The organism is Mesorhizobium sp. M1A.T.Ca.IN.004.03.1.1, from assembly GCF_003997555.1.
GTDB lineage: Bacteria > Pseudomonadota > Alphaproteobacteria > Rhizobiales > Rhizobiaceae > Mesorhizobium.
In genome coordinates this window covers 599,540-624,814 of sequence record NZ_RZTV01000001.1, presented here as the reverse complement: position 1 = coordinate 624,814, position 25,275 = coordinate 599,540, and the positions used below count along the sequence as shown (strand labels likewise).

General features: G+C 61.8%; 24 protein-coding genes and 1 pseudogene. 15 read left to right on the top strand and 10 right to left on the bottom strand.

Annotated features, from left to right (window positions below; translation table 11 throughout):
• Window positions 1-35: 35 nt before the first annotated feature.
• Together EOD29_RS37795 and EOD29_RS02885 are read right to left on the bottom strand one after the other, a co-directional pair.
• Complete coding sequence (locus EOD29_RS37795; protein WP_281059193.1) at window positions 36-164, bottom strand: hypothetical protein; 129 nt, start codon at window positions 162-164, stop codon at window positions 36-38.
• 47 nt (window positions 165-211) lie between these two features.
• Window positions 212-388, bottom strand: a pseudogene (locus EOD29_RS02885) (thiamine pyrophosphate-binding protein); the annotation flags it as partial.
• A 182-nt stretch (window positions 389-570) separates the two neighbouring features.
• Here EOD29_RS02885 and EOD29_RS02880 point away from each other — a divergent pair.
• Window positions 571-834: a hypothetical protein gene (locus EOD29_RS02880; RefSeq protein WP_127241335.1), complete on the top strand. Its 264-nt coding sequence runs from the start codon at window positions 571-573 to the stop codon at window positions 832-834.
• Window positions 835-1,121: 287 nt separating this feature from the next.
• Here the strand turns inward: EOD29_RS02880 and EOD29_RS02870 are convergent, their stop codons facing one another.
• Window positions 1,122-1,682 (bottom strand): hypothetical protein, encoded by a 561-nt coding sequence (locus EOD29_RS02870; RefSeq protein WP_127245874.1) that lies wholly within the window; start codon window positions 1,680-1,682, stop codon window positions 1,122-1,124.
• A 576-nt stretch (window positions 1,683-2,258) separates the two neighbouring features.
• Here EOD29_RS02870 and EOD29_RS35780 point away from each other — a divergent pair.
• The 5 genes from EOD29_RS35780 (at window position 2,259) to EOD29_RS02855 (ending at window position 5,230) form a co-directional block, all read left to right on the top strand.
• Window positions 2,259-2,420, top strand: coding sequence for a hypothetical protein (locus tag EOD29_RS35780; RefSeq protein WP_082953723.1), 162 nt, complete (start codon window positions 2,259-2,261; stop codon window positions 2,418-2,420).
• Window positions 2,421-2,601: 181 nt separating this feature from the next.
• A complete protein-coding gene (locus EOD29_RS02865) occupies window positions 2,602-3,408 on the top strand; it encodes a nucleotidyltransferase (protein WP_127245873.1) in 807 nt (268 codons plus the stop codon).
• Window positions 3,401-4,147 (top strand): metallophosphoesterase, encoded by a 747-nt coding sequence (locus tag EOD29_RS02860; RefSeq protein WP_067320643.1) that lies wholly within the window; start codon window positions 3,401-3,403, stop codon window positions 4,145-4,147. The genes EOD29_RS02865 and EOD29_RS02860 overlap by 8 nt, the downstream gene beginning before the upstream one ends.
• Before the next feature lie 76 nt (window positions 4,148-4,223).
• Window positions 4,224-4,400, top strand: coding sequence for a hypothetical protein (locus tag EOD29_RS35775; RefSeq protein ID WP_095783951.1), 177 nt, complete (start codon window positions 4,224-4,226; stop codon window positions 4,398-4,400).
• Between the two features lie 5 nt (window positions 4,401-4,405).
• Window positions 4,406-5,230: a Ku protein gene (locus EOD29_RS02855; protein WP_127245872.1), complete on the top strand. Its 825-nt coding sequence runs from the start codon at window positions 4,406-4,408 to the stop codon at window positions 5,228-5,230.
• A 15-nt stretch (window positions 5,231-5,245) separates the two neighbouring features.
• On the opposite strand, the gene EOD29_RS02850 is transcribed toward EOD29_RS02855, so the two are convergent.
• Window positions 5,246-5,527 carry a hypothetical protein gene (locus tag EOD29_RS02850; protein ID WP_066992031.1) on the bottom strand — a complete coding sequence of 94 codons (282 nt, stop codon included), beginning with the start codon at window positions 5,525-5,527 and terminating at the stop codon, window positions 5,246-5,248.
• A gap of 131 nt (window positions 5,528-5,658) precedes the next feature.
• A complete protein-coding gene (locus EOD29_RS02845; protein ID WP_127246135.1) occupies window positions 5,659-6,690 on the bottom strand; it encodes an ATP-dependent DNA ligase in 1,032 nt (343 codons plus the stop codon).
• Between the two features lie 159 nt (window positions 6,691-6,849).
• Between EOD29_RS02845 and EOD29_RS02840 the strand changes: the two genes are divergently transcribed.
• Window positions 6,850-7,458: a cysteine hydrolase family protein gene (locus EOD29_RS02840; protein WP_066992037.1), complete on the top strand. Its 609-nt coding sequence runs from the start codon at window positions 6,850-6,852 to the stop codon at window positions 7,456-7,458.
• Between the two features lie 944 nt (window positions 7,459-8,402).
• The gene (locus EOD29_RS02835) at window positions 8,403-9,089 is read left to right on the top strand and encodes a response regulator transcription factor (RefSeq protein ID WP_245299539.1); all 687 of its coding nucleotides are present in this window, start codon (window positions 8,403-8,405) and stop codon (window positions 9,087-9,089) included.
• Between the two features lie 148 nt (window positions 9,090-9,237).
• Here EOD29_RS02835 and EOD29_RS02830 read toward each other — a convergent pair whose 3' ends face one another.
• Window positions 9,238-10,320, bottom strand: coding sequence for a hypothetical protein (locus EOD29_RS02830; protein ID WP_127245871.1), 1,083 nt, complete (start codon window positions 10,318-10,320; stop codon window positions 9,238-9,240).
• A gap of 549 nt (window positions 10,321-10,869) precedes the next feature.
• Between EOD29_RS02830 and EOD29_RS02825 the strand changes: the two genes are divergently transcribed.
• The gene (locus tag EOD29_RS02825; RefSeq protein WP_208720894.1) at window positions 10,870-11,457 is read left to right on the top strand and encodes a sugar transferase; all 588 of its coding nucleotides are present in this window, start codon (window positions 10,870-10,872) and stop codon (window positions 11,455-11,457) included.
• A gap of 83 nt (window positions 11,458-11,540) precedes the next feature.
• Here EOD29_RS02825 and EOD29_RS02820 read toward each other — a convergent pair whose 3' ends face one another.
• On the bottom strand, window positions 11,541-11,789 hold the full coding sequence (locus tag EOD29_RS02820; RefSeq protein WP_066992046.1) for a hypothetical protein: 249 nt from the start codon (window positions 11,787-11,789) through the stop codon (window positions 11,541-11,543).
• A gap of 411 nt (window positions 11,790-12,200) precedes the next feature.
• On the opposite strand from EOD29_RS02820, the gene EOD29_RS02815 reads away from it, so the two are divergent.
• The 6 genes from EOD29_RS02815 (at window position 12,201) to EOD29_RS02790 (ending at window position 18,016) form a co-directional block, all read left to right on the top strand.
• Window positions 12,201-13,505 (top strand): O-antigen ligase family protein, encoded by a 1,305-nt coding sequence (locus tag EOD29_RS02815; RefSeq protein ID WP_067320661.1) that lies wholly within the window; start codon window positions 12,201-12,203, stop codon window positions 13,503-13,505.
• A gap of 43 nt (window positions 13,506-13,548) precedes the next feature.
• Window positions 13,549-14,388 carry a hypothetical protein gene (locus EOD29_RS02810; RefSeq protein WP_127245870.1) on the top strand — a complete coding sequence of 280 codons (840 nt, stop codon included), beginning with the start codon at window positions 13,549-13,551 and terminating at the stop codon, window positions 14,386-14,388.
• A 2-nt stretch (window positions 14,389-14,390) separates the two neighbouring features.
• Window positions 14,391-15,395, top strand: coding sequence for a hypothetical protein (locus EOD29_RS02805; RefSeq protein ID WP_127245869.1), 1,005 nt, complete (start codon window positions 14,391-14,393; stop codon window positions 15,393-15,395).
• A gap of 158 nt (window positions 15,396-15,553) precedes the next feature.
• Window positions 15,554-16,702 (top strand): PqqD family protein, encoded by a 1,149-nt coding sequence (locus EOD29_RS02800; RefSeq protein ID WP_067320667.1) that lies wholly within the window; start codon window positions 15,554-15,556, stop codon window positions 16,700-16,702.
• The gene (locus EOD29_RS02795) at window positions 16,693-17,694 is read left to right on the top strand and encodes a nucleotidyltransferase family protein (RefSeq protein ID WP_245475192.1); all 1,002 of its coding nucleotides are present in this window, start codon (window positions 16,693-16,695) and stop codon (window positions 17,692-17,694) included. The genes EOD29_RS02800 and EOD29_RS02795 overlap by 10 nt, the downstream gene beginning before the upstream one ends.
• 79 nt (window positions 17,695-17,773) lie before the next feature.
• Window positions 17,774-18,016 (top strand): hypothetical protein, encoded by a 243-nt coding sequence (locus EOD29_RS02790; RefSeq protein WP_127245868.1) that lies wholly within the window; start codon window positions 17,774-17,776, stop codon window positions 18,014-18,016.
• Window positions 18,017-18,172: 156 nt separating this feature from the next.
• Here the strand turns inward: EOD29_RS02790 and EOD29_RS36980 are convergent, their stop codons facing one another.
• From EOD29_RS36980 to EOD29_RS02770, 3 genes are all read right to left on the bottom strand, one after another.
• The gene (locus EOD29_RS36980) at window positions 18,173-22,585 is read right to left on the bottom strand and encodes a hypothetical protein (protein ID WP_245475190.1); all 4,413 of its coding nucleotides are present in this window, start codon (window positions 22,583-22,585) and stop codon (window positions 18,173-18,175) included.
• Window positions 22,586-22,736: 151 nt separating this feature from the next.
• Window positions 22,737-24,242, bottom strand: a complete 1,506-nt coding sequence (locus EOD29_RS02775) for a lipopolysaccharide biosynthesis protein (protein WP_245307672.1) — start codon at window positions 24,240-24,242, stop codon at window positions 22,737-22,739.
• A 72-nt stretch (window positions 24,243-24,314) separates the two neighbouring features.
• Complete coding sequence (locus EOD29_RS02770) at window positions 24,315-25,268, bottom strand: sulfotransferase (RefSeq protein WP_082954065.1); 954 nt, start codon at window positions 25,266-25,268, stop codon at window positions 24,315-24,317.
• Window positions 25,269-25,275 lie beyond the last annotated feature (7 nt).

The window sequence follows — 25,275 nt, the reverse complement described above, 5'->3', positions numbered from 1 at the left end:
ACAGGAAGTTGGAATCGCAAGCGGCTGCGGCAACGTCATCCCTCGGCTTCCATCATCGTCCTGGCCGGCTCCCGCGCGACGTTCTCCTCGATCCGCTCGCGCCCCGGAGTCTCCGGCAGCGCCTTGCGGAAATTCTTGGCATAATCGGGCGGCATCTTCGGCATCAAGGCTCGTCAAGAACGCGCTCGACCTCGTCGGCCCGCTCGATGCTGGCGCAAGCCATCAATGCGGCAGATTCTTCATGGCGCACCTGGACAAAGGAGATTTTGTCCCGGTTTTTCCGCAAAGCCTCCATGATGCCGTTGATGCCATCGCCGGGCAGGCCCAACATGACCTCGACATCCCAGGCAACCGGAGTGTCGACGAAAATTTCGGCTGCATTTGGCATGGCAAGGCTCCAATGAATGCATTCCGAACCAGTAGGGCGGCAGTTGGTTCCCTTGCCCACCCCACCAGGCCACCGCCTCGCAAGGAGCGATTTCGCGGGAACGAGCGAGCCGGACGCGGATTGAATCCTCATTCGCTGACGAGCAAAGCGCCAGGATTGGCGATTAGCCGGAAGGGTTGATCATGAGCGAGCCACTGAAAACCACAAATCACGAGGTGATCCGGGCTTGGATTGAAGCCCGCGAAGGCAGACCTGCAGTCGCGCGGACTGCAGGCAAGGGAGCGGTGCTGCGCGTCGACTTCGGCGAGCAGGAAGAGGATCTGCAGCCCGTCGAATGGGAAGAGTTCTTCGCCATATTGGATGACAACGAACTTGCCTTCGTGCACCAAGACCTAACGGCGGAAGGTTTGCCCAGCCGTTTCAACAAATTCGTCGAGCGCGGATGAGAGAAGCGCCATGCGATCGGGCGGAAAGCAACTCGCTCGCCTGATGCTCGCTGCTTACGCCTGCCGCTATTGATTGCCCGGCATTTTGTTGCTGCCTTGCGGATCCTTTCTTATGCCGGCGGCCGGAGACGTGTCCTGGGGTGCGTTTCCGCCCTGGTTCTGCTCAGGTGTCCGCTTCAACGGTGCCGTCGGCCAGCTACTCTGGACATAGGCGAAGGCCCAGTAACATGCCAACAGCACAACTACCGTCAGGATCAGCGGCAACAGCACTCGTCTCACGCTGATTCCTATTTGCTCTGCTGACGGTAATCGCCGGCCCGCGGATCGAATCCGGTCCAACCGCCAGCTTCGTAGTCGTTCCGCCGTTCGCCGATGTCCACCGACCTGGAATCGTGGAGGATCGCTTGTGCTTGCAGAGCGAGGTCATCTTCGACGCGAGCGGTAACCAGAGTGCCGCCCCGGCGAATGCCTTCGGCATAGATATGGGCGTCGCCCTCCGACACGCCGCCGTCAGTCAGACTGCCGATGATGCCGCCGGCCGCTCCACCAACAACTGCGCCCGCGGCCGCGCCCGCGGCTGTCGCCGCCAGCCAGCCAGCCGCCACGACCGGACCGACGCCAGGTATTGCTATGGCGCCGAGGCCCGTCGCCAAGCCGCCGGCGCCGCCCACGACCGCCCCGATCCCGGCTCCACTGGCTGCATCTTCGGCGGCCGCGGAAGAATGCCGGCCGTCGGCATTGTTGGCAATGATGCTGAGATCGCTCGGCGGTACGCCCATGGACTCCAGCTCGCCCACGGCATCGGCGGCATCGTCATAATCGTCGAACAGTGCGGTGATCGTCTGCATTTTGATGACTCCTGTCGATTACTGTTGGCCGGCAAAGGTTTGCGCGTTATCGGCTGCGACCGCCGGAAAAACGAGGGAGGTCGCAGCGACGGCCAATGGCGCGAGAAGTGTCCGCATGTTCATGGCTTCAAGCTCCTGTGGCTTCCAGCTCCTGTGCTCGATGGGCCGGAGCCGAACAAGCGACTCAGGGCTTTGTTCCAGTCCGAGCCTGTCGATTTTCAGATGGCGTCTGCCGGAACTGTGATCCGAAGGCCGCGTTCCACGACAAGCCCACCTCAGAGGTTCTTGCTCGCCGCAAGTCGCTTGGACGGAACGGCCTTTCCTGCTGCGGTTTGGTCAAGAGGGCGCTCTCGGCAAACGAACTGGCGGCTACCGTCTGCGATTTCCTTCGGCCGTTTGGCTTAGGGTGCCGCAACGGCCGGACATGGTCGCCAAGGCGATCCCGCCGGGCGCGTAGGCGGCTGACCATGCAGGCCGCCTACTCCCTTGGACAGGAACATTTGCAGCCCTTATCGGTTAGCTCAAGACCAGCGATAGGTTGCTGGAGAAACCACCTTCGACAGGAAGGGAAACGCCATGTTCGGCTCCGATTTATGGCTGTTCGTTGTTGCCGGCGGTCCGCTGATCCTTCTCATTGCGATCATCTACGTGCTTTTCACCCGCCGTCACAGAGGCCCAGTCGAACGGCGCGAGAGCGACCGCGCGACCGAGCGCTTGTACCGCGAGCAAAAGGACTAGCGCACCAGCCAAGCTGTCGCGCCCAAGTCGTTGTTTTCACGCGATTTCGGCAATGCTCCGCGCGCGAGGCGGCTTGCCTGATCTCCGGACGGTGTTGCCGGGCCCATTTCGCAAACTCCGACAGCGGAACAAGCGAGGCCCGCGGCTGTTATCGAAAGGTCCGAAATCGGAGCAGCAGTTGATGACCAACGACGAGTTGCCGGGTCTGCCAGCATCGCTCCCCGTGATCGACGCGAAAGCCGAGCCAACGCTGAAAAGCGCCGCGGCGGAAGCGTTCTACACCCATGCGATCCGCGAGCTCGCCGCTACCGACATTCCTTTCCTCGTCGCCGGGACCTACGCGGTGAGCGCCTATACGGGCGTTGTTCGGCAAACTAAGGATCTGGATATCTTCTGCAAGGCCGGAGACTGCTCGCGCATACTCGAGCATTTCAAGGACATCGGCTATGCGGTCGAGATCCGGGACGATCGCTGGCTCGGGAAGGTCTTCGAGGGCAAGCATTTCTTCGATGTTATCTTCGCCTCGGCCAACGGCACGATGCAGGTCAAGGATCAGTGGCTGGAGCATGCCCGCCAAGTCGAGCTGCTGGGCAGCCGGGTTCGCATCATCGGCCCAACGGAGCTCATCTGGTCGAAATGCTTCATCCAGGACAGAGGACGCCACGACGGCGCCGACATCGCCCACACCATCCTCAAGGCGCACGACCAGATCGACTGGCCAAGGCTGCTCGCCTATCTCGATGTCCATTGGGAAGTGCTGCTGATGCAGGTCCTCAACTTCCGGTGGATCTATCCCAGCGAGCGGGACCGCATCCCAGACTGGCTGCTCGACGAACTGCTGGGCCGGCTTGCGCGGCAACGGCAGCTGCCGTCGCCCAAAATGAAGATCTGCCGCGGCCGCCTGCTGTCGCAGGTCGACTATGAGATCGACGTCAAGGAATGGGGGTTTGCCGGCGTCGGCGGCGTTGGAGAGATGCGCGATGCCTGAACCAGCCACATCAGCGAAATCAAACGGCAACGGTGTCATCAAGGTCGCCGCCATGGGCGACCTGCATGTTCAGGAAGATGCCCAGACCTCGTACCGCGACCTGTTCGGCGAGATATCGCGCGAGGCCGACGTCCTGGTCCTTACAGGCGATCTCACCAATCTCGGAAAACCGCGTGAGGCGGAACTTCTGGCCGAGGATCTGCGCGCATGCTCGATTCCAGTGGTCGCGGTTCTCGGCAACCATGACTACGAATCCGGTTGCGTCGAGCAGATCGCTGCAACGCTCCGCCAGGCGGGGGTCCATCTCCTCGATGGCCAGGCGATCGAACTGAACGATGTCGGCTTCGTCGGCGTGAAGGGTTTTGTCGGCGGCTTCGGTCGAAGGATGCTGGGCTCCTTCGGTGAGCCGGCCATCAAGGCGATGGTGGCCGAAAGCGTCAACGAGGCAATGCGGCTCGAGAATGCTATGCGGCAGGTGCGCGCCAAGCGCACGCTCGTGGTGCTCCACTATGCGCCGGTCCCGGAGACCGTGGCGGGAGAGCCTCCGGAAATCTTTCCGTTCCTCGGCTCCTCGCGGCTGGCCGAAACCATCGATCGCTTCAAGGTAAGCGCCGTGGTGCATGGCCATGCCCATCGCGGCTCGTATGAAGGCCGGACCCCTGGTGGGGCCAGCGTCTACAACGTCGCCATGCATATCGCGAAGCCGACCGGCCGTCCTTACGCGCTGCTCGAAATCTGAGGCGCAGTGCTGCCTGCCGCTTCGGAACCATGCCGGCAGCGATGAGTTGTGCAGGAGACCAACGGAACCAACTTCGATGCCTGACCCCAGACAACCGGATCCCGATCGCGACACGCCGATGCCGGCGCCCAGCTGGAAACCGGAGCCGGTCAGGAAGCCGGAGCGGCACGGGCTGCCGGACGAGGCGCCGCGTCCAAATCCCGATGAAACCGACGATCCGCCGGCGCCTGCCGGGCGCATCCGGACGGAGTAAGCTCGATGGCTGCGCCTCGCGCGATCTGGAAAGGCTTCATGAAGGTCGGATCGGTTTCATGCGGCGTCAAGATCGTCGGCGCCACCAGCGAAGCGTCGAAAATCCATTTCAGGATATTGAACCGGAGGGACGGCCTGCCGGTGAAAAGCGCCTATGTGGATGAGGAGACCGGCGAACCGGTGGACGCCGAGGACCAAGTCAAGGGCTTCGAGACCGATAAGGAGGATTTCATCCAGATCGAGCCCGAGGAGATCAAGGCGCTGAAACTCGCCTCCGAGCACACGCTGGAAATCGGCGAGTTCGTGCCGGTCGCAGACATCGACACGCGCTATCTCGAGAAGCCCTATTACCTCATTCCGGCGGAGGATGCTTCCGCAGAGGCGTTCAACGTCCTTCGGGAGGCCATGAAGAACAAACGGGTGGCGGCGCGATCCTGTGTCGTCCTCTACCAGCGCGGACGCGAGGTTCTCATCCAGCCCTTCGGCAAGGGAATGCTTCTCACCGAGCTGCGGGACCGCAATGAGATGGTTTCGGAGGCGACGGTGTTCGAAGGGCTGAAGAAGCAGGACTACGAGGCGGACCTGCTCGAGATCGCCGGTCTGCTGATCGACAAGAAGGCGACGAAGTTCGATCCTTCGAAATTCGAGGATACATACGAGAACGCGCTGATCGCCATGATCGAGGCCAAGCGCAAAGGCAAGAAGCTGCCCAAGGCGGCGCCGAAACCGCGTGAGAACGTCATCAATCTGGCCGACGTTCTGCGCAAGAGCCTTGCCAAGGAGGGCATCGCCGCGAAAGGCGCGAAGCAAGGCAAACGCAAGTCAGCTTGACGCCAGAACGGCCGCTCAGACCTCGTCGAACCGGCTTCCTTCCTTGGAGGGATCGCGCGCGAGGACCCGCTCCTCCTCGTCGTCCGGGAGTGCCTCGTCACTTTCCTGATAGGGATTGTCGTCGTCTTCTTCGGGGAGCGTTCCCTCCGCTTCTTCATCGTCCTGCGGGTCGCCGTTGACGGCGACGCTGTCGGGCAGGATCCGGCCGCCCTCAAGCGCGTCCCAGTCCTGCTGCTCGACTGCCGGAGCCTCGGTTTCGTCCTGATTTGCGGTGCGTTGCTTTTTACGCGGGTCCATCTCGTTCTCCAATGCTGCAAGCCTATCCGGCTCGCGGTTCGCTCAGTTGGAAAACCGCTCAGGCGAATGGTGGTTCCGCCCGTTGCAGCAAGTGGCGGCCGTTGTGGCGTCGCCTCTCCCTGGTAGGTGTCCTACGCGATCTGTTCGAACGTGCATTGGCGCGGCGCCTTGTCGGGCCGCCAGCGCACCATCCTTGTTCCATGCCGGAATCGGTCGCCGGTGACATGGTCGAAGCGGACCTCCACGACCAATTCGGGCCGCACCGGCTCCCATTCTCCGCTGCGCTCGGTGCTCCAGCGGCTCGGGCCGCCGGGTGCCTTGCCGGTGAAGCCGAGCCCGCCGCGCAACGCTTCAAGCCTCTTGGTCAGCGCCGCTCGCTCGTCACTGGCGATGGTCGAGGTGAAGCCGACATGGTCGAGCTGGCCACGGTCGTTGTAGAGGCCAAGCAGCAGCGAGCCGATCTGGCGCTTGCCGCTCAGGTAGCGAAAGCCACCGACCACGCAGTCTGCTGTGCGCAGCCGCTTGACCTTGATCATGGTTCGCTCGCCCGGGCGATAGGGTTCGGCCAGTGCCTTGGCGACCACGCCATCGGTGGCACCTCGGCCGGCGCCGCGCAACCATCGTCTGGCGGTCGCGAGGCTCGTTGTGGCCGGCGAGAGCTTCAGCCCGGCGTTCTCTGCCCTGGCAACGAAGTCCTCGATCGCCCGGCGCCGATCGGGCAAGGGCAAATCGAGCAACATCTCGCCTCCCGGGGCAGCCAGTGCATCGAACAGGATCAACCGCGCCGGTGTTTCCGCGCTCAGCTTGCGGATACGGCTCTCGGCCGGATGAAGGCGCATCTGCAGCGCGTCGAAGGAGACGCGCCCGTCGATCTCGATCACGATCTCGCCGTCCACGACGAATTGCCTTGCGGCGAGGTCGCGCAGCATCGTGGTCAGTTCGGGAAAGTAGCGGCCGAGCGGCTTGCCGGATTTGGCGCGAAGCTCGACGGCGTCGCGGCCTTTGAAGGCCAGGCAGCGAAACCCGTCCCATTTGGGTTCGTACTGCCAGGGACCTTCAGGCAAGGCGTCCGCGGTCCGCGCCTCCATCGGCGGCGTATCCAAAGACAGCGGAAACTCGGGACTCGAGATCGCCGGTTGGGACGTAATCCTGGAGGTCTCCATCTCGGTAGAACGTTCGACCACACCTGTAGTTTCCGGTCGACGGGAACGAGTTGCACGGCGAGGCGTTGCCTCACCAAAGTTCAGAAACCAAATGTCGAGCTTTGACCGCGTCGGGCACTTCTTCACCAGAGCGAACATGAACTTCCGACAGGAAATCCGATGTCGGCTTCCGGCTTGAGCTATGGTCCTCTGGGCGAGCGCTGCGCGCATCTATGCGTCGACATGCAGAAATTGTTCGCGGAACCTTCGGAATGGGCCACGCCGTGGATCACCCGCGTCCTTCCGAGGATCGTCAGCCTCGTCGAATGGAAAGCCGAGCAGACCCTTTTCACGCGCTTCGTGCCGGCTGAAAAGCCTGGCCTGGGTGCCGGCACCTGGAGGCGCTACTATGAGCGCTGGGCCTCGATGACGATCGAAAATGTCGGGCGAGAAATGGTCGGGTTGCTGCCGCCGCTGTCATCCTTCTGTCCGCCGGCGCAGGTGATCGACAAGCATGTTTATTCGCCCTGGCCGGAGGGCAGACTGCAGACGGCACTTGCCGCGCGCAGCATCGACACCCTGGTGGTCACGGGAGGCGAAACCGATGTTTGCGTGCTCGCAACCGTCCTGGGGGCGATCGACATCGGATATCGCGTGGTGCTGGTCACGGATGCGCTTTGCAGTTCATCGGACGCGACGCACGATGCCCTGATGACCGTCTACCATCAGCGCTTCGCGCAACAGGTCGAGACCGTCGAGATGGAGACGGTCCTTTCGGCCTGGACCTGAACGTTATGGGACGATCCGCACCGGCTACAGCCGAAAGCGACCGATCAACTGCTGTTTGACGGGAACCGCAATGTTTCTCCGAAATTGCGCAGGCAGGGAGTGTGTAGATGCCTAAACCATCGAAACGGGAAAAAGCTCGCAAGCCAAATCCGTCTGACCCCAACCCAAAGCAAAAGCCGCCGAGGGACACGCGCGAAAACCCGACACGGAATCCGGACGGTCCCGGCGAATTGCCGGACACCACCACGCGTGAAGGAGTCGAGACAGTCAGGCCTAACCTGAAACGCTAGTACCGGTAGGCGTACGTATTTCCGAGGCGCGACGCTTTGATGTTGTGGAGATAGGCCGCGCGAAGATTGACTTGTCGGCCCGACAAGACTGCGATTGCCGGCCAAAAAAGGAACCCCGGCTGCAGTGGTTGGGTGGGGGCACGGCAGCCGAGGTCAATGTTTTTCTCAGAACTGTGGCGCCGTTTGCTTCAAACCGCAAATCTCGCTCTAAGGTCGAGATATGCTCGCGCGCAGCTTTGAGGAGCAGAATTCCTGTGATGGCAACTTAAGGTTGTTATCCTTTCGGTCATATTAGCCACCTAAGATATAATTACCAAATTGTTAACCAGGATTAATGCGCCTTTTCCACAGCATCGTAGTATGCATTTGAGGCTGGATTACCTCAATGGAGCGGGGATCCCATACGTCCGTGGGTTGGGCCGGCGTATGCACTACTCCTTGAATCTATTCCTCACTTCGCAGCAAGTCGCCCGACACACGGTAAACAGCGTATCAGTTCATGCCGCTGAACAAGCCCTGCGTGGGAGTCAAGATAAAAAGGGGAGCGAGCGAAGTCGGCGGCGGAGAGGAGTAAATAAGGCGATGGGACATCTTCAAATTTCCGAGTCTTGGAAAGACGCGACGGGGTCGTTGCAGAACGGGCATCTGACGGACGTGAACGGGCTCGGCACGTCTGATCTCGAAGAAGGACACCCGACCGAAGGTCTGGTGGTAATTGTGGACAAGCGGGCACTCGAGCGCGAATGTCTTGCTCGAGGCCTTATCGAACATAATCCGGCTTTGCGCGTCAGCGCCGTAGGATCTCTTGATGAGATTCAGCACGTCGCCGGCGGGGCGGAGGCTTCCGCGATCCTCGTTATTCTCGGCGCCCGAAAGGTGACCGACCAGAGCGTTCGGGCGGAACTTGTGCACCTCATCTCCGAGGTCGGCGCCGTACCGGTAATCGTCGTGGTGGATTCCGACGAGCCGGGGGAGATCCTTGCGGCTCTCGAATGCGGCGCCCGCGGCTACATTCCCACGAGCGTCAAGGTGAAGGTCGCTGCCGAGGCCATCGGTCTCGCCCGCGCCGGAGGAATCTTCGTGCCCGCCAGCTGCGTGCTGGCGCTTCGCGAGATCATCCATTCGACGGCAAACGGCGCCCGTCCGCTCGCCGGAATGTTCACCTCGCGCGAGGCCGCGGTCGTGGAAGCGCTCAGGAAAGGCAAGGCCAACAAGATCATTGCCTACGAGCTCAACCTCTGCGAGAGCACGGTCAAGGTCCATATCCGCAACATCATGAAAAAACTGAAAGCCACGAACCGCACTGAGGTGGCCTACAAGCTTAGACAGATGATGCTTTGAAGGCTGCCCAGGCCTGGTGCCTGGCAATAGAACGACGCACGCCGATCCTCGACGTGGAGGCGGACCTATTTCAGGTCCGCCTCCCTTTCGAGATTCAGAAATAGGACGGTGCCTGCAGGTCTTGAAACGGATGCGCTCAGGCCGATGCTCAGGCATGTTCCCGGTCGAGCATCTCGAATCCTGCCTTCACGAGAAATCCAATACTGTCGCGGCCCAACTCCGCACCGCGATATGCTGCTTCGGCAGCCTTCAGGCCTCCCGTCAGTCTGCGGATCACCGGAGCCGCTCCGAGTATCTCAAGCGGCAGGCCCAGCTCGCCGCGGTTGGGGCGCTTCGGCGGCCATACCCTGAGGCCGAAATAGCTGGCGGCCGAGCGGTCGATCCCGCCGCTGAACTGCACCAGCAGCGCCTGGCGCGTTCTCCTGGCGATGCGGCCCAGACTGTTGATGTCCATTGGGGGTTTGGCGGAGGGCCGCATAGCGACGATGATCACCTCCCATGCATCATCGGTCAGCAGAACCGGATGCGAAAAAACACCAACTCTTGCTCCACTTTCGGCGAGCATACGTTCGAGGAATGGTGCGCAGGGCGTGTCGCAGACGACGGCGAATCTCGAGGCACGCTGATCGACACCGGCATCCTCGAGTAGGACCCGGCATAAGCGCGCGAATTCCGGCATCAGGTCTATGGCCGGGTGACCGAGATTTGGAGCAGCAACCTTGATGCCGGCCTCGTCACAGGCATCGAAGTCCAACACGCCTTGCCGAAGCTCCCAAGGCTCCGCCATGAGCGCAACGACCGCGTGAGAGGGCAAGAGCTCGATGAGCGATCTCGAAATCGGTCCGACCTGGGGACAATTGGTGATGAGGTCGACCTCCTGCCATTTGCGGCTTTCGATGCGGTTCGTCACTTCCACGCGTTCGGCGACCTTGGCGTACTCGGCAAATGCCAACGTCGCGTCCGCGGCCGCCGCCAGGCTCGGATGTCTGGAGGATACGCGGGTGAGTGCAACGACACGGTCGGCATTGGCGAGCGCCGCGGCTGTCGCAGTCACCGCCTGATAGCCCGTCGCCGCGCCAGCCACGACAGTGAGGCCGGAGAGATCAAGATCGAGCAAAGCTATCTGCTTGCGGACGACGGCAAGTGCTTCCGCATGGTCGACCTCCAGAAACTGACGAGCGCCCGGCCTTGCGGGGAAGTTACCGGACGAAGGCTTCGGAATGGGCGTCACGTTGCGTGCTCCACTGACAGGCTGGCAGGCATTCTTTCGACGCGGAAGATCTGTCTCGTCGAATCTCGTCGCATGCGCGCGCATGCTTTTCAGGCATTGCCAGACGGCTGCCGGCTCGCCCATCCGGCACCAGTAGCTCCAGACATTCTCTCGGCATCCTTGCCATCAGAGCTAGGGCCTGAATTCAGTCGGCGGTCTGGATCGCCCCTAGCCGGACCAGTTGATTTCGTCGATCACGAATACAGTCGAAGGTGCCCACACTGCTACTGCAGAAAATGGGTGCCAGTGTTACGCCGTTTGATCAGAAGGCTTATCGACACCGCGCAGGCAATACGCGTTCAGGCTAAGAGGCTAACCGGCGCCAGATAGGGCGCTACCTCCTTTTCGGTTCTTGCCGGGAATGATCCGCCGCGTGAAGTTGAGCGCTAAAATCAGCCGTTTTCCTTGGCGAAGCTCATGACAATCAGCGCATTCGACACGAACCCCCGCAGACCCGGAATAGGCGTCGGCCAAAACCATCGTCCGCTTGGGGGGCGGCGCAAGAGGATCATGGACGTCACCATCGCATCGATCGCGCTTGTGCTGGCCGCTCCGATCATGCTTGTGGTTGCTCTCTTGATATTGGCGACCGACGGCGGACCGGCGATATTCTCTCACACTCGGGTCGGCTTCAACGGCAGGCGTTTCGCCTGCTACAAATTCAGGACCATGGTTGCCAACTCCCAGCAGGTTCTGGCCGACTATCTTGCGAGCAATCCCGAAGCCGCCAAGGAGTGGGAGCAGAATTTGAAATTCAAGAACGATCCGCGCGTCACCTTCCTGGGGCACATTCTCAGAAAGTCGAGCCTTGATGAGTTGCCTCAGCTCATCAACGTGCTGCGCGGCGACATGAGTTGCGTCGGCCCTCGGCCGGTCGTCCCCGACGAGCTGCAACGTTACGGCGCCTGCGCTATCGATTATCTTCGAACCCGGCCCGGGCTGACCGGCGCGTGGCAAGTGACGGGCAGAGACGCAATAGACTATCCCAGCCGTGTCTCCCTCGACAGCCGCTACGTGCGAAACTGGTCCATATGGGCCGACGTCGTCATTCTCGTTCGGACGGTCTTCGCTGTGATGAGATTCGATCATGCGTCCTGACTGCCGAGGAAGGCAGCGAGCATTGGCGGCATCGCCGCTTTAAAAAAGTCCGGCGCCGGCGACGAAATGGCAGCCGCAATCCGTCAATGCTCATCGGTCACGGCGCGACGCCACACGATGCCGAGGAAGACGCCGAGCAGGTAGGCGCCCTGCAGCGTGACAACGAAAAGCAGGATCGAAAGCAGACGGTCCCAGGCAAACAGGCTGCCGATGCCGCCTGCAATGGCGCTGAACACCACAATCACCGCGGTCATGACGATGAGCGCCGGCGCGCGAACACGAAATCCGAGCAAAATGCCGATCACGCCGACAGCGACAAGACCCCAAAGCACGGCGATCTCCTACGGTGTGAAAGACTCGGTGTGCCGCGCCCAAGTCTCCCACATATGCAAATCCGCACCAACACCGAATCCCCGCCGCGGCTGGACCGGATCTCGACCAGGCAGACTGGAATCGCAGCACCACCAGCCCTTGCACAAAAGGCGTAGGACACCTTGTCCCAATGACGCGTTTTCGCTCATTTCCTTGTCATCCCGCTGCGCCTACGCTGCTTATGAAATAGGTACGCGGAGTATTCACCCGCGGTGCGGCAGCGCGCCTTGAATCACCGTCCTGGAGTGAACGTTGTGTCTCTATTTCTTGGCGTTGCCGTTCAGGACACAGGGGCACCGGACGCAGCCTGGCGAGGCAAGAGCGCGTCGGCCCGCGGTTGTTGCATAGCATTTTCAGCGTGACGTCCATCGATGCTGCAGGCTTCCATCCTTTTGCTGATCGTGTCGATATGGTTCCCTGGCGCCACGCGGATTGCCGGAACCGATGGCTCGATTTCCTTTTTGCTCGCTTTGTTCTGCGGCCTGGTAAGCCTCGTTCCCTACGCCGAAGCGACAAAACGTCTGCATCGCACCGACACGGCCCTGGCAACTGCCGTGCTGACAACATCTGCCCTCATCATGGTTCTATCGCTGCTGTCGGCGCTACACGCGGACAATCCGGTCAGGACCATGCGCGCTGTCTTCGCCCAGGTGTTTGGTTTCGCCACTATCCCGACCATTGCATTGATCGCCGCGAGGCCTAGGAGTTTTGAGGCAATCGACAGGATTGGGATGACCATGGCCATCATGGTTGCTGTTACATCCTGCCTTGTCGTTATTGGCCTCGGCGATGCTCGATTCGCCGATCGGGCGGAGGGCTATTTCAAGCACGCAAACCAGCTCGGAATTGCCTTGTCGGCCGGTCTGCCGCTTGTCGCCGCGAAGCTGGTCGCTTCTCGAAGGCACCGAATCCTCCTGTCGGTTTGCCTCCTCGCGGGGTTGCTGGGTTTGGTCAAATCGGGATCCAAGACGAATTTCGTTCTTGGGGTCGTCGGTCTCGGCACGTTCTACGGGCTATACTGCATCTATCTGGTGATAAGGAAGCAGCGTCCGGTAACAGTGATCGCGGCGACCGTTACGGCTCCGATATTGTTCCAGGCTAGCTTTATGATGTTGCAGTTCCTGAACCCACGGGCCTACAAGCTGCTGTCGCTTCAGCTCTCCGGCGGGGAGGCACATTCGATCGTTTCGCGGCAGCGACTGTGGTCGATATCAATCGATCTGGGCCTGTCGCATCCGTTCATGGGCGTGGGCGCAGGGCAATGGGTGGGCGACATCGCTCCGCACAGCCACAACCTGTTCATCGATTATTTTAGAACGCTGGGAGTGCCCGGCCTTGCCTTGGTGGTGATCATGGTTCTGCTGGTGGTGGGGTATCTGATCAGCGCCGTTCTGCACACATTGGTCGACAGGGGCAGGAGCGAACAAGCGACCGAAGTGAATGTCATGGTGCTCGGAACATCGGTCGCCGTATGGAACTACTTGGTCGCCAACCAGATGAGCGATTCCTTCGGGCCGTCAACCGCGGCCTTCTTCTGGCTGCCGCTCGCTTTGCTCATAGTCTACCGCGGCATGCAGCGATCGCTGCAGACCGGCCTTGCCAAGACCCCGAGGTTGTATGTCGGGACCGGGTCTCAGCTGCTTGAAGTTGAGTATGCCCCTCGCATATCGCCTTGATTTCCTGGGCATTCCAAGAGCTCATCTTATCACCTGAAATCCAATGACTTCGCACAGTTTTGGTGACCTGGCGGCAAGCCTCCCGCCAAGCGTCGAAGCACGCGCGCTGCGGACAGACATTCGATTTGTCGAGTTCTTTGGTCTGCCCGGGGTCGGAAAGACAACCACCTCCGGCCTGCTGGCGAACAGCCTGCGACGGTGCGGCCCGCCGGTAGGCGACGTGCGAGTGGCGTGGGAAGGAAGAACATTCATCGAGAGGCAGATACACAGAATGGGCGTTGTCGCCCCTCGGCTGCTAGATCGTGAGTTTCGCTCGTTGCTTGCTCGAATTGCCCGCTTCGTCATCGAAAGCAGGCAAGTGTCGCGCCTTGATGCCATCAGGCTTGTCTGGAATCTTATCAGCCTGGTCGCATTTATCCAGCATGAGAGGGCAAGAAGAAATTCAATAATCATAATGGATCAGGGGTTGCTGCAGGGATTCTGGTCCATATTGCTGAAGAGCAGATGCAGAAAAACATCCGAGAATTGGCTGGATATGCTTTCTGCCGTCGGATTGCATGACATGGTTTTTGTCCACCTGCGCAGCGAGACCGGCATCGCCAGAGACCGGCTCCTGACCAGGGGCGATCGCTCCTCGCGGCTGCAACGGACATCTCCGGACAGCGATCCCGACCTTTGGTCGGCGGCGGATCGGGCCTGCCGCGAAATGGCGGCCGCCCTTGAGCGGGGAATGGGAACGGAAGATCGCATGGGCGTGCTGGCGGCCATCGACATCGAAAGGCTCGCATCGCCCGAAGACGTGGCCTCGAGAGCTCTCGAGGCGGTCCGTTCGGCCTGTCTCGAGCGGCATCGGCAATCCCTTTCTTCAGGTCAACGAGCATGAGGATGGACCGCCGTTCATTCATGGGCCTTGCTGGGCTGTCTCCCGTGTTCGCGCTGTTGCCGGGCTCGTGCCAGGCGGAGGGCGGGCAGAAGCCGGAGGGCAAGCAGCTCGTTCTGACGGGTGAGCACGGCTACGAACAACAAATGTTTCGGGATCTCGAAGCCGGAACGACAATCGACGCCCGGAATGCTTCCTTCACAGTCGCCAACAGCAGAAATCCTGAGCCCAGCGCGATGATGGGCTGCGACGAAGGAAACCTGCCGGTCAATCGCTACCCGGTGGTCATCCGCAACTGTCCGGACGTTCATTTCATCGGAGGGCGCTTCGACGGCCAGGTGCCGCTGACCTCCGATTGGCGCGACACCTACTGCAACAGCGCGGCTCTGCTTGTCAGGGACGGAACCGCCAATGCGACAATAGAAGGTGTGCGCGCGCGGCGCTGCTGGGATGGCGTGCGTTTCGCAGCGCGGGCCGACGGCTTTCACCTGAAAGGCTGCTGGCTCAGCGAAATCAGGGATGATGCGGTGGAGAACGACTACCTGCTCAGCGGCATTGTCGAAGATTGCCTGTTCGACGGCTGTTTTTCGGGGATCAGCGTGGATCCTGCCTCAAACGAGCGGGATGGGACAGGGGAGACAGTGCAGATCGATCGAACCCTCATTCGCATGCACTCGTTTCTCTCCAAGGGCGAAATCACACATCAGGCGCCGATCAAGGCCGTCGATCAGTCACCCAGGCTGAGGATAACGGGATCGGTTTTCGCATTGGCTTCGGTGAACATGCGTGGACTCCGTCGCCTGGAAAGAACCTGGGGGCTGGCTATCGAAAGCCGGGACAACGTGTTGCTGTGGCTGCCCGACGAACCAATTCCTTCGGAATTGCCGCTGCCGCCATCCGGTTTCAAGGTGCTGACGGGCGCTGACGCGCGCGAATACTGGAACAAGGCGCATCTGCAATGGGTCGCGGCGCATCAGAACGTGGCCCGGTTCTCCGACGAAGCGCTGTGAGAAGTCGCACTCGGGGGCAAAACATTCGGTTGCTTAGCTGTGTTGGGCGAAGTGAACTCCTGCCGAAACGCTTGTCGCTTCGCCCATTGAACGTACCTGTTTCGCAACGATAGGTTGGACCGCCGTCGCGTTCCGGCAGAGGGGGAGAGGACTACTCGATGAATCACGAGGCGGGTAACGGAACGGCGCCGCCAGGCTCCACCGCTCATATCCCGGCCACGTTTGTGACCCAGGGACGGCTGGCACGCGTCAGGGGGCAGAATATCCTGTTCAGTCCCTCCCAGCGGGCCATCTTCGCCGTCAACGATACTGCCGCCGAGATCTGGCGCTCCCTGGAAGAGGGAACATCGCCGCGCGCCATTTCGGCCGAGATGGCGCGCGCCGGCGTCGATGGGATCGAGGCAAACAGGCATGTCGAGGCCGCGCTGAGGGATTGGCAGCGGCTGAGCTTGATACGGCCCGACGCACCGCCGTCTGTGTCGGCTCGAGAGGCTGTGAGCCAGGTCGTCGCGATCGCGGGCCTTTCCGTACGCATCGAGTATCCTGCAGCCTGCGCCTTTCCCGCGGTCGCCGTGTTCCGGCATCTCGAGGTCCGACGAGAGACTGCCGACATTCTGTTCCAACTGGTCGAGCATGAAGGACGGGTCCACCTGTTCCGGGATGGCGACTGGGTTCTTTCCTGCGCGCCCGACGAGCTGCCCGTCATGGTGAAAGGGCAAATGCTGATCGAGGTCCTCGATCGCAGCGCCTACGAACTTGCTCTGCACGCGGCTGCGCTTCTCAAAAATGAGCGCATCGTGCTTCTTTGCGGCAACCCGGGCGCAGGCAAGACTACGTTGACCCTGGCGCTGGTCAATGCAGGGTTCGGTTTCGTATCTGACGATGTGACCCTGTTGGACTCCCGGGGACATGGCATTGGTCTGCCGTTTGCGCCTGCCGTCAAGGCAGGAGCATGGCCGCTTTTGGCCGAACGCTTCCCCGATCTCGACGCTGTTCCGGTTTGTCGCCGGCCAGACCGCAGGCGAGTTCGGTTTGCGGTGCCCAGCGAGGTCGTGCCGTCCTCTCCCATACCAATCGGCTATGCAATCCAGCTTCGTCGAGGTCGCGACGCGAAAGCTTGCCTCGAGCCGATCGACCCGGCCAGCGCATTGCGTGTGCTGCTCAACGGGGCGTTCGCACCCGGCCGAGAGTTGAGTGGCAGCGCCTTCGACACTCTGACCGAAGTCATCGGATCGGCGGGCACCTATTGCCTGAATTATTCGAAGCTCGATGATGCAGTAGAGCTGATCACGAAGGCATGCCGGTGAGACACAGAGGCAACGCGCTCGAGGCTCTGATCGCCGGACTTCGCGGCAGTCCGGCCGACCGGGCCGATTGGCACGCCGTAATCGCTCTGGCCAATCGCACTTTGCTCACGCCGGATTTGTTCTCCTCCCTCGCGCGCGCCGGCCAGATCCACCGGCTACCGCAGGACGTGTACGAGTATCTCCGGTTCGTTCACGACTGCAATCGGGAGCGGAACTTGCGCTTGCGTGCGCAACTGCGCGAAGCCGTTGCGGCGCTTAATCGCCGCGGCATCGTTCCGCTCCTGCTCAAGGGCGCTGTTCCCTTGTTCCTTGCGCCGGCAGGCCAGGCTCCCAGCAGGATGACAAGCGACCTCGATCTGGCCGTGGAGCCGGCCAACGAGGCGGCCGCCCAAATCTGCCTTGAAGAGCTCGGCTATGTCGAGGTGGCAGGTGAGCGAGGCATGGCGCGTGAGCAGGATGCCGGAATGCTGGAACTCCGGGCGCGCCGGGCGATCGACTTTGAACCTCCCAAGCTCGTCCAGCACGACGATTTGTGGGTGAATATTCCTACTGCCCAGTCCCGGGCTCTGCACTGGATCGTGCACGACCTGTTTAAGGAGGGCGACTATTGGCGCGGAAGGATTGATCTCAGGCACCTTCACGACCTGGCCCAATTGGCGGAGAGCGAGAACGTGGACTGGAGCGCGCTGCAGGCATCCATGTCGGACCGAAGCGCCCGCAATGCCCTGGATACCCAGCTCCTGGCCTTGCATCACTTCTTCGGAACCAGGATCCCGGCAAGATGCGCGCGGCGCCCGATCGTCCGTTTCCAGCACTGGAGGCGCGTCTTCACGGCAACCCACCCGATCATCGGCGCTCCGTTGCGCCTGGCCGGGAATTTGATTTGGGGAACGCGGCGGTTTCTAAGCGCCAGGGGTTCGGCGAGGGGGGGCTCGTCCGATTTCGCGCGGCGCATCGCTCGTACGCTTTTGCTTCCAAGCGCGAAAATCTAAGCCTTTTGGTGAACTAGTATCCTGGCATCGGGAAACATAAGCTGTTGTGATACTTTGGAACCCGCATGGGAGAATCGTCATGCCAACCGAAAGCACGAAACGCTCGGAAACGACGCAGGAAGTCCTCGTTTCAGAGGCTCAGGCGCGCCGGGACTTTCTCAAGAAGGCAGGGCGTTTTGCGGCGGTGACTCCACCGGCCATAACGGTTCTGCTCGGCACCAGCCTGAACTCCAGAGCAATCGCCAAATCGGGAGGAACACGCCCGGGCAACGGCTGGGGCGATAAAAACCACATTCACCTCGGGCCTCCCGGCCAGTCGTAAGGTTGACCGTCAGGGTCGCTGAAGCAGCGTCTTGAGAACCAAAAGCGCGTCGCGCGGGGATTGATCCGGGCGGCGCGCTTCAATTTTGATACCCCGATCGCTGGCGGCACGCCGCGGTCGGGGTATTTGTTTGTTGGCGGTCGCTCCCCTGTCAGATCAGGCGAGCAGCCAATCGTTCAAATGGAATTCATAGATCTTGCCGTCGTTCTCGGTCGGATTCGAGTCGTTGTCCACGCCGCGATCGACGACATAGAGGCTCATTTGGTGGCTCGGATCGTCGCTGCTCGGCGCCAGGGCAAGTCCCGCCGGCTTTTTCGCGTTGGCGGCGGAGATGTCGAGCGTGCCCAGCAGATCCCCGGTTGGCGTCACCATTGCCACGGAGGTGCGTGACACGATGACATAAAGCAGGTCGTGGACCGGATCATACGCGATGCCCCCGTCAGAAGGGGTTCCGAGCGCCTCTTCAGAAAAACTCGTCACGACATCATCGCCCCCCGTGCTTGGGACGCCGTCGAATCTGCCGTTCTGGCCCGGAGCGATGGTGTAAATCCTATGGGTTGTGCCATCCTCGAGATAGAGCACGCCGCGGTTTGTGTCGTAGGCAATACTCTCCGCATCCGTACTGCCGAACGCGGCGGTCCTGAACGAGGTCACGATATCGTCGGAGGTGTTGTAAAGCCCATCGTTGCCCGGGTTCAACTCGTAGACGCTCTTCGTGCCGGTATCGTCCGAGAAGAAGAGATGGTGGTTCGCCGGATTATAGGTGACCCCGGCCGGCTCATCCGAGAAATTGATGGTGGTGAGCGTGCCCGTCAGGGTGCCGTTCAGATTCATCTGGAAGAGATTCTTGCCGGTGAAAATCGACATCTCCTCCACCTCACTATCGGCCACCAGCAGCTTGCCGAGATGGGAGATATAGACGATATCGGTCGGGTCGGGGCTCGGCGGTGACCACTGCGAAGTCAGAATAGTGTGCGCCAAGGTCACGGATGTCGGCAACTGGGTGGCGGTGACGCCGACGGTGAAGGTGTGCGTGGCGATGCTGCCGTCGGACGAGGTGGCTGTCACGTGGAGATCGATCGTCGGTTCGGACTGAGCGTTGAGCGTGCCGCTGCTCGATCGCGTGATGACGCCGGTGCTGGAATTGATGGCAAAGCGCGAGTCGTCGATCGTGTAGGTGACCGTCGAGCCGGCATCGGGATCCTTGGCCGAGGCGGTGATGCCGACGGCAGTGCCGGCGGCGGCATTCTGGCCGATCTGGTTGGCCCCGGAGTTGGCATCGGGCGGCGTGTTGAACGCGATCGGTTCGGGGCTGTCGAGGACGGCGAGGGTGAAGCTCTTGTTGGCGGTGCTGCCGTCGGAGGAGGTCGCCGTCACCGTCAGGTTGATGGACGACTGGGTCTCGAAGTCGAGCGTGCCTGTGCCCGAACGCGTGATGACACCGGTGCTGGAATTGATGGCAAAGCGCGTGTCGTTGATGCTGTAGGTGACCGTCGACCCAGCATCGGGATCCGAGGCCGAAGCGGTGATCCCTGTCGGTGCCCCCGCCGCGGCGAGCTCGGCGATCTGGTTGGCGCCGGAGTTGGAGTCGGGCGGAGTGTTGAAGGCCACGGGCTGTTGGCCGGCCGTGACGCTGACAGTGAAGGTGCTCGTGGCGCTGCTGCCATCGGACGACGTCGCTGTCACCTGGAGATTGATCGTCGGTTCGGACTGGGCGTTGAGCGTGCCGGTGCCCGAGCGCGTGACGACCCCGGTGCTGGAATTGATGGCAAAGCGCGAGTCGTCGATCGTGTAGGTGACTGTCGAGCCGGCATCGGGATCCGTGGCCGAAGCGGTGATGCCGACGGCAGTGCCGGCGGCAGCGTTCTGGCCGATCTGGTTGGCCCCGGAGTTGGCATCCGGCGGCGTGTTGAACGCGATCGGCTCCGGGCTGTCGAGGACACCGAGGGTGAAGCTCTTGGTGGCGGTGCTGCCGTCGGAAGAGGTTGCCGTCACCGTCAGATTGATGGACGACTGGGTTTCGAAGTCGAGCGTGCCTGTGCCCGAGCGCGTGATGACGCCGGTATTGGAATTGATGGCGAAGCGTGCATCGTTGATGCTGTAGGTGACGGTCGCGCCGGCATCGGGATCGGTGGCCGAAGCTGTGATCCCGGTGGGTGCTCCCGCCGCGGCGAGCTCGGCGATCTGGTTGGCGCCGGGGTTGGAGTCGGGCGGAGTGTTGAAGGCCACCGGACTTCCGGATCCCGGCAAGACATATTCGATGTGCAGCAGCGGCGCGCTGGCGGGATTGTATTCGTAGGAATCGGCGGTGCGCGTGCCGGTGCCGGTGATCAGGAAGGCCATGTCGTTGAGCGCTGCCCAGCCCGAGCGGCTGACGATCTCCTGGACGATAGCCGTGAGGTCTGGCGTGCGCTCGGCCTGGACGTGCTCGCCCACCGTGGTCCAGGGGGCCGGCGTCCAAGCTGTCGACGCGTCGGTCGTTGCCCGTGACGATACATTGAAGCTGGTGCTGGTGAAGGGGCTTGCGTCGTCGGTGTCCTGGCCCTTGATCAGCAGCGAGGCCGCGCCGGTCTTCACCTCGTTGGTCTGGAACTGGATGTAGGCGCTGGTGATGATCGCGCCTTGCGGGATGTCGATACCGGTGAAGCGGAGACCGACCGTCTGGCGGGTAGAGCCGTCAAAGCCCAGTTCCAGATCACTGACGTTGCTCGAAATCGAGCCGGAACCTTTCTCCTCGACATCGTCGCCTGCGGCCGCCACCCTGGCCTCGAAAGTCCCAGGCGTGCTGCCGCCGGTGACGTCAACATTGAAGGCGTGGGTGTTGGTGCTGCCGTCCGACGAGGTCGCGGTGACCGTGAGCGCAACCGTCGGCTCGGACTGGGCGTTGAGCGTGCCGGTGCTCGAGCGTGTTATGACACCGGTGCTGGGATTGATGGCAAAGCGCGGGTCGTTGAGACTGTAGGTGACCGTCGAGCCGGCATCGGGATCCGTGGCCGAAGCGGTGATGCCGACGGCAGTACCGGCGGCAGCGTTCTGGCCGATCTGGTTGGCCGCGGTGTTGGCATCGGGCGGCGTGTTGAACGCAACCGGTTCCGGGCTGTCGAGGACGGCGAGGGTGAAGACCTTGTTGGCCGTGCTGCCGTCGGAAGAGGTTGCCGCCACCGTCAGGTCGATCGACGACTGGGTTTCGAAGTCGAGCGTGCCTGTGCCCGAGCGCGTGATGACGCCGGTATTGGCATCAATGGCGAAGCGCGTGTCGTTGAGGCTATAGGTGACCGTCGAGCCGGCATCGGGATCGGTGGCCGAAGCGGTGATGCCCGTGGGTGCTCCCGCCGCGGCGAGCTCGGCGATCTGGTTGGCACCGGGGTTGGAGTCGGGCGGAGTGTTGAAGGCCACAGGCTGTTGGCCGGCCGTGACGGCGACGGTGAAGGGGTGCGTGACGACGCTCCCGTCCGACGAGGTGGCGGTGACGGTGAGGTTGACAGACGGCTCGGACTGGGCGTTGAGCGTGCCGGTACCTGATCGCGTGATGACGCCGGTGCTGGAACTGATGGCAAACCGCGTGTCGTCGATCGTGTAGGCGACCGTCGAGCCGGCATCGGGATCCGTGGCCGAAGCGGTGATGCCGACGGCGGTGCCGGCGGCAGCGTTCTGGCCGATCTGGTTGGCCGCGGTGTTGGCATCCGGCGGCGTGTTGAACGCGATCGGCTCCGGGCTGTCGAGGACATCGAGGGTGAAGCTCGTGGTGGCGGTGCTGCCGTCGGAAGAGATTGCCGTCACCGTCGGATTGATGGACGACTGGGTTTCGAAGTCGAGCGTGCCTGTGCCCGAGCGCGTGATGACGCCGGTATTGGCATTGATGTCGAAACGCGAGTCGTTGAGGCTGTAGGTGACGGTCGCGCGGGCGTCGGGATCCGTGGCCGAAGCGGTGATCCCGGTCGGCGCTCCCGCCGCGGCGAGCTCGGCGATCTGGTTGGCAGTGGGATCGGCATCGGCAGGCGTGTTGAAGGCCACCGGACTTCCGGATCCGGGCAAGACATATTCGATGTGCAGCAGCGGCGCGCTGGTCGGATTGTACTCGTAGGAATCGGCTGTGCGCGTGCCGGTGCCTGTGATCAGGAACGCCATATCGTTGACCGCCGCCCAGCCCGAGCGGCTGACGATCTCCTGGACGATAGCCGTCAGGTCGGGCGTGCGCTCGGCCAGGGCCTGCTCGCCCACCGTGGTCCACGGGGCCGGCGTCCAAGTCGCCGACGCGTCGGTCGTTGCCCGTGACGATACATTGAAGCTGGTGCTGGTGAAGGCGCTTGCGTCGTCGGTGTCCTGGCCCTTGATCACCAGCGAGGTCGCGCCGGTCTTCACCTCATTGGCCTGGAACTGGATGTAGGCGCTGGTGATGATCGCGCCTTGCGGGATATCGACGCCGGTGAAGCGTAGGCCGACCGTCTGGCGGGTCGTGCTGGCAAAGCCCAGTTCCAGATCGTCGACATTGGTCGAAATCGAGCCGGAACCTTTCTCCTCGACATCATCGCCCGCGGCCGCCAGCCGCGCTTCGAATAGTTCAGCCATAGTCGGTCTCCTCTCGTAAATTTCCTCCGCAACGACGGAATCTCCCGGTGCCCGATCGGGCGTCAGGCTGAGCCCATGATCGAGCAAGGCGATGGCGTCGTTGCGCGTGAAGAAGGTGATCCTGGGAACTGAGCTCGAGTTCCGCCGCTGATCAGTCTGTTGCCTGCCTCAGTCTTGGCCATGCGGGCACGACTGCCGCGAGCAGGCGCAACAGTGACAGGCCTTCCCGCCCAAGGAACAGCGACGGCAGGAGCCAGCACAACAGCAAGCCCCCCACAGAGGCCAGCAATGCCGTATCGATGAGCAGCGGAAGAGGCGATAGATGGAGGGCGCGAAGCCAGTCCACGAACGCCCAGATACCGGTTCCGACAACGCCGGCGAGCGCGACGCCAGGCAGGTGCGCAAGGAAGAAATTCGCCCACGTCATCCCGGTCACGCGGAGACTCAGCTGCGCCATGAGAAAGAAATTGGCCCCGAATGCCAGGCCGACACCGAACGCCACCCCTTCCACGCCCCAGAATTGCCCTATGAAGGCTCCGATGCAGACACCGACGGTGAAAACAGCCTGGCGCCAGGCCCGGGCGTAAACCGTTCCGGTTGCCCGCGAGACGGAATCGCTAAGCTTGTAGCTCGTGCGGAACAGCATGCTGAACGCCAGGATCTGGAGGGGGCCGACCACGCCCTCCCAGCCCCGTCCGAGAATGACCCGAACCAATTCGGGTGCGACGATCGCCACCACCACGCTGGCCGGCAGGACAAGCAGGCTGCAACCGGCGACCGCGCTGCGATAAGCGCGCGCAAGCCTGACGGGCTCTTCCTGGACCAGCGCCATGGTGGGGAACAGCACGCGATCGAGAACCTGGCCGACGATCACCGCCGGAGTGGTCATGAGTTGGGACGACAAACCGTAGACACCGAGCGCATCGGCGCCGAGATAGCGGCCCACGACAAGCCTGTCCACCTGAGTGGCAAGGTAGTTGCAGACCCGCGCAATGGTGAAGCCGCCGCCAAAATAGAGCAGTTCGAAAATCGCGCTCCGCTCGAGCAACGGCCGCATCGGGTGCCGCTGGCCGACGAGCAGCACGATCGTGCGGAACAACTGCTGGACCAGGATCGCTGCGACAAGTGCCCAGATACCGAAGCCGAGCCAAGCCAGCACTGGACCGACGACCACGTAGCCGATGGCGAAAGCGACCGCGTCGACAAGCGCGAGCCAACGGAACCGCAAGGCACGCTGGGCCGAGGCCAGCGCCACCATGGAGGCTCCTTGGAAAAGAAAGATGAAGCAGACCGCACGCACGATCGGAGTGAGCTCGGGCAGGCGAAGAAGACCGGCAATAGCGGGTGCCAACGCCCATACCAGAGCGGTTACGGTAAGCCCAAGGAAGAGCGACAGGGTATATCCGACCCGGAGATGCCGCTCCTCCAGTACAGGTCGCTGCACGATCGCAGGCGTGATGCCGAGGCCCTGGAAGATGGCCGAAAACTTGATGACGATCAGTGCCGCGGAGTAGAGACCGAACTCGTTGGGCGAGAGCAACCGGGCCAGGAGGACGAGGGCGACAAGCTCGGCAACCGCCAAGGCGCCCATGGACAGGCCCGTCCAGAACATGCCTACGACACTGCGTTTTGCCAGCCCGCGCCGGATGTCGCTCACGCCAATCTCCACATGCCGCCTTGCTTACTCGACCGACCAAAGAAGGGCGGCCATGCATCTCCCCGGAACCGCTCAGCGGGGGGAGGGGATATTCGGATGGCCATGCTGAAACGCCAACGGCGCCCGCGTGGGCCGCGAGCCATGCCCGACGAGAAGGGACGGGGGGATCTCGTAGCGGTAGAATCCCATCTCATCCCGCACCTCGGGGATGATCGCCGCCAGTTCGTTCGCATCCAGGCGCAGCCACTTCTGCTGGCGGCCGGGATCGATCATCTCCTTCGCCACGCGAAGGATGTCGTCAGAGCAATGCAGCCCGCAATGTTCATAGATACGGCGCAAGACCAACTCGGGATCCTGTATCAGATCCTCATAGCGAAACGACAGCACGCGGCCTTCGCCCAGCCTGGCGAGATCCTCTCGGGCCATTCGATTGCCGCGCGCCCACTGGCGCGCGATCACTGTCAATTTTTGATGCTCCTGCAAATCCCGATCTATTCCCTTGTAGCGCGGTCCGTAGATCGACGTGTATTTTCTGTGTAATATCCTCTTGGCGACTATCTGCTTTACGACGTCTCCCACGTAGTAATGGACTTGTGTGGCCGGCGTTTCTTTCAATAGTCGCAGAAGACCTTTGAAACTTTTTGCGCGCTGCCACTTAAGTTCCATGGAGCTTATATAGGAAAACGGATTCCTTGTAATATATAGAAATATAGCTTCTGGGAATATCTGGTGGATAAATGGCACGCGCAAGACGTTGGCGGGCGTATTTTCCATGATTTGCCGGTTGCCGTTCCGCAGCTGATAGTCGAGGAACCGGTTGCGAATGTAGCGCACGACCTTCTCGCTGGCATCGGCTTTGACAAATTCGTCATGCCGGCGCGCCGGATCGGCATAGAGCCACAATGTTTTTGGCTCGTACCAGGTGACGACATCCGGGTGCAGCCCGATCAATTTCTGCGTGATGGTGGTGCCCGACCGGTAGTTGCCAATCAGAAAAATCGGAGGTTTCAACTCTGCTGTCGTCATGACAAGC

Bases quoted from the DNA above. Each gene is read 5' to 3' on its own strand.
- EOD29_RS37795 (WP_281059193.1), bottom strand. From the start codon at position 164: ATGCCGAAGATGCCGCCCGATTATGCCAAGAATTTCCGCAAGGCGCTG.
- EOD29_RS02880 (WP_127241335.1), top strand. From the start codon at position 571: ATGAGCGAGCCACTGAAAACCACAAATCACGAGGTGATCCGGGCTTGG.
- EOD29_RS02870 (WP_127245874.1), bottom strand. From the start codon at position 1,682: ATGCAGACGATCACCGCACTGTTCGACGATTATGACGATGCCGCCGAT.
- EOD29_RS35780 (WP_082953723.1), top strand. From the start codon at position 2,259: ATGTTCGGCTCCGATTTATGGCTGTTCGTTGTTGCCGGCGGTCCGCTG.
- EOD29_RS02865 (WP_127245873.1), top strand. From the start codon at position 2,602: ATGACCAACGACGAGTTGCCGGGTCTGCCAGCATCGCTCCCCGTGATC.
- EOD29_RS02860 (WP_067320643.1), top strand. From the start codon at position 3,401: ATGCCTGAACCAGCCACATCAGCGAAATCAAACGGCAACGGTGTCATC.
- EOD29_RS35775 (WP_095783951.1), top strand. From the start codon at position 4,224: ATGCCTGACCCCAGACAACCGGATCCCGATCGCGACACGCCGATGCCG.
- EOD29_RS02855 (WP_127245872.1), top strand. From the start codon at position 4,406: ATGGCTGCGCCTCGCGCGATCTGGAAAGGCTTCATGAAGGTCGGATCG.
- EOD29_RS02850 (WP_066992031.1), bottom strand. From the start codon at position 5,527: ATGGACCCGCGTAAAAAGCAACGCACCGCAAATCAGGACGAAACCGAG.
- EOD29_RS02845 (WP_127246135.1), bottom strand. From the start codon at position 6,690: ATGGAGACCTCCAGGATTACGTCCCAACCGGCGATCTCGAGTCCCGAG.
- EOD29_RS02840 (WP_066992037.1), top strand. From the start codon at position 6,850: ATGTCGGCTTCCGGCTTGAGCTATGGTCCTCTGGGCGAGCGCTGCGCG.
- EOD29_RS02825 (WP_208720894.1), top strand. From the start codon at position 10,870: ATGGACGTCACCATCGCATCGATCGCGCTTGTGCTGGCCGCTCCGATC.
- EOD29_RS02815 (WP_067320661.1), top strand. From the start codon at position 12,201: ATGCTGCAGGCTTCCATCCTTTTGCTGATCGTGTCGATATGGTTCCCT.
- EOD29_RS02810 (WP_127245870.1), top strand. From the start codon at position 13,549: ATGACTTCGCACAGTTTTGGTGACCTGGCGGCAAGCCTCCCGCCAAGC.
- EOD29_RS02805 (WP_127245869.1), top strand. From the start codon at position 14,391: ATGGACCGCCGTTCATTCATGGGCCTTGCTGGGCTGTCTCCCGTGTTC.
- EOD29_RS02800 (WP_067320667.1), top strand. From the start codon at position 15,554: ATGAATCACGAGGCGGGTAACGGAACGGCGCCGCCAGGCTCCACCGCT.
- EOD29_RS02795 (WP_245475192.1), top strand. From the start codon at position 16,693: ATGCCGGTGAGACACAGAGGCAACGCGCTCGAGGCTCTGATCGCCGGA.
- EOD29_RS02790 (WP_127245868.1), top strand. From the start codon at position 17,774: ATGCCAACCGAAAGCACGAAACGCTCGGAAACGACGCAGGAAGTCCTC.
- EOD29_RS36980 (WP_245475190.1), bottom strand. From the start codon at position 22,585: ATGGCTGAACTATTCGAAGCGCGGCTGGCGGCCGCGGGCGATGATGTC.
- EOD29_RS02770 (WP_082954065.1), bottom strand. From the start codon at position 25,268: ATGACGACAGCAGAGTTGAAACCTCCGATTTTTCTGATTGGCAACTAC.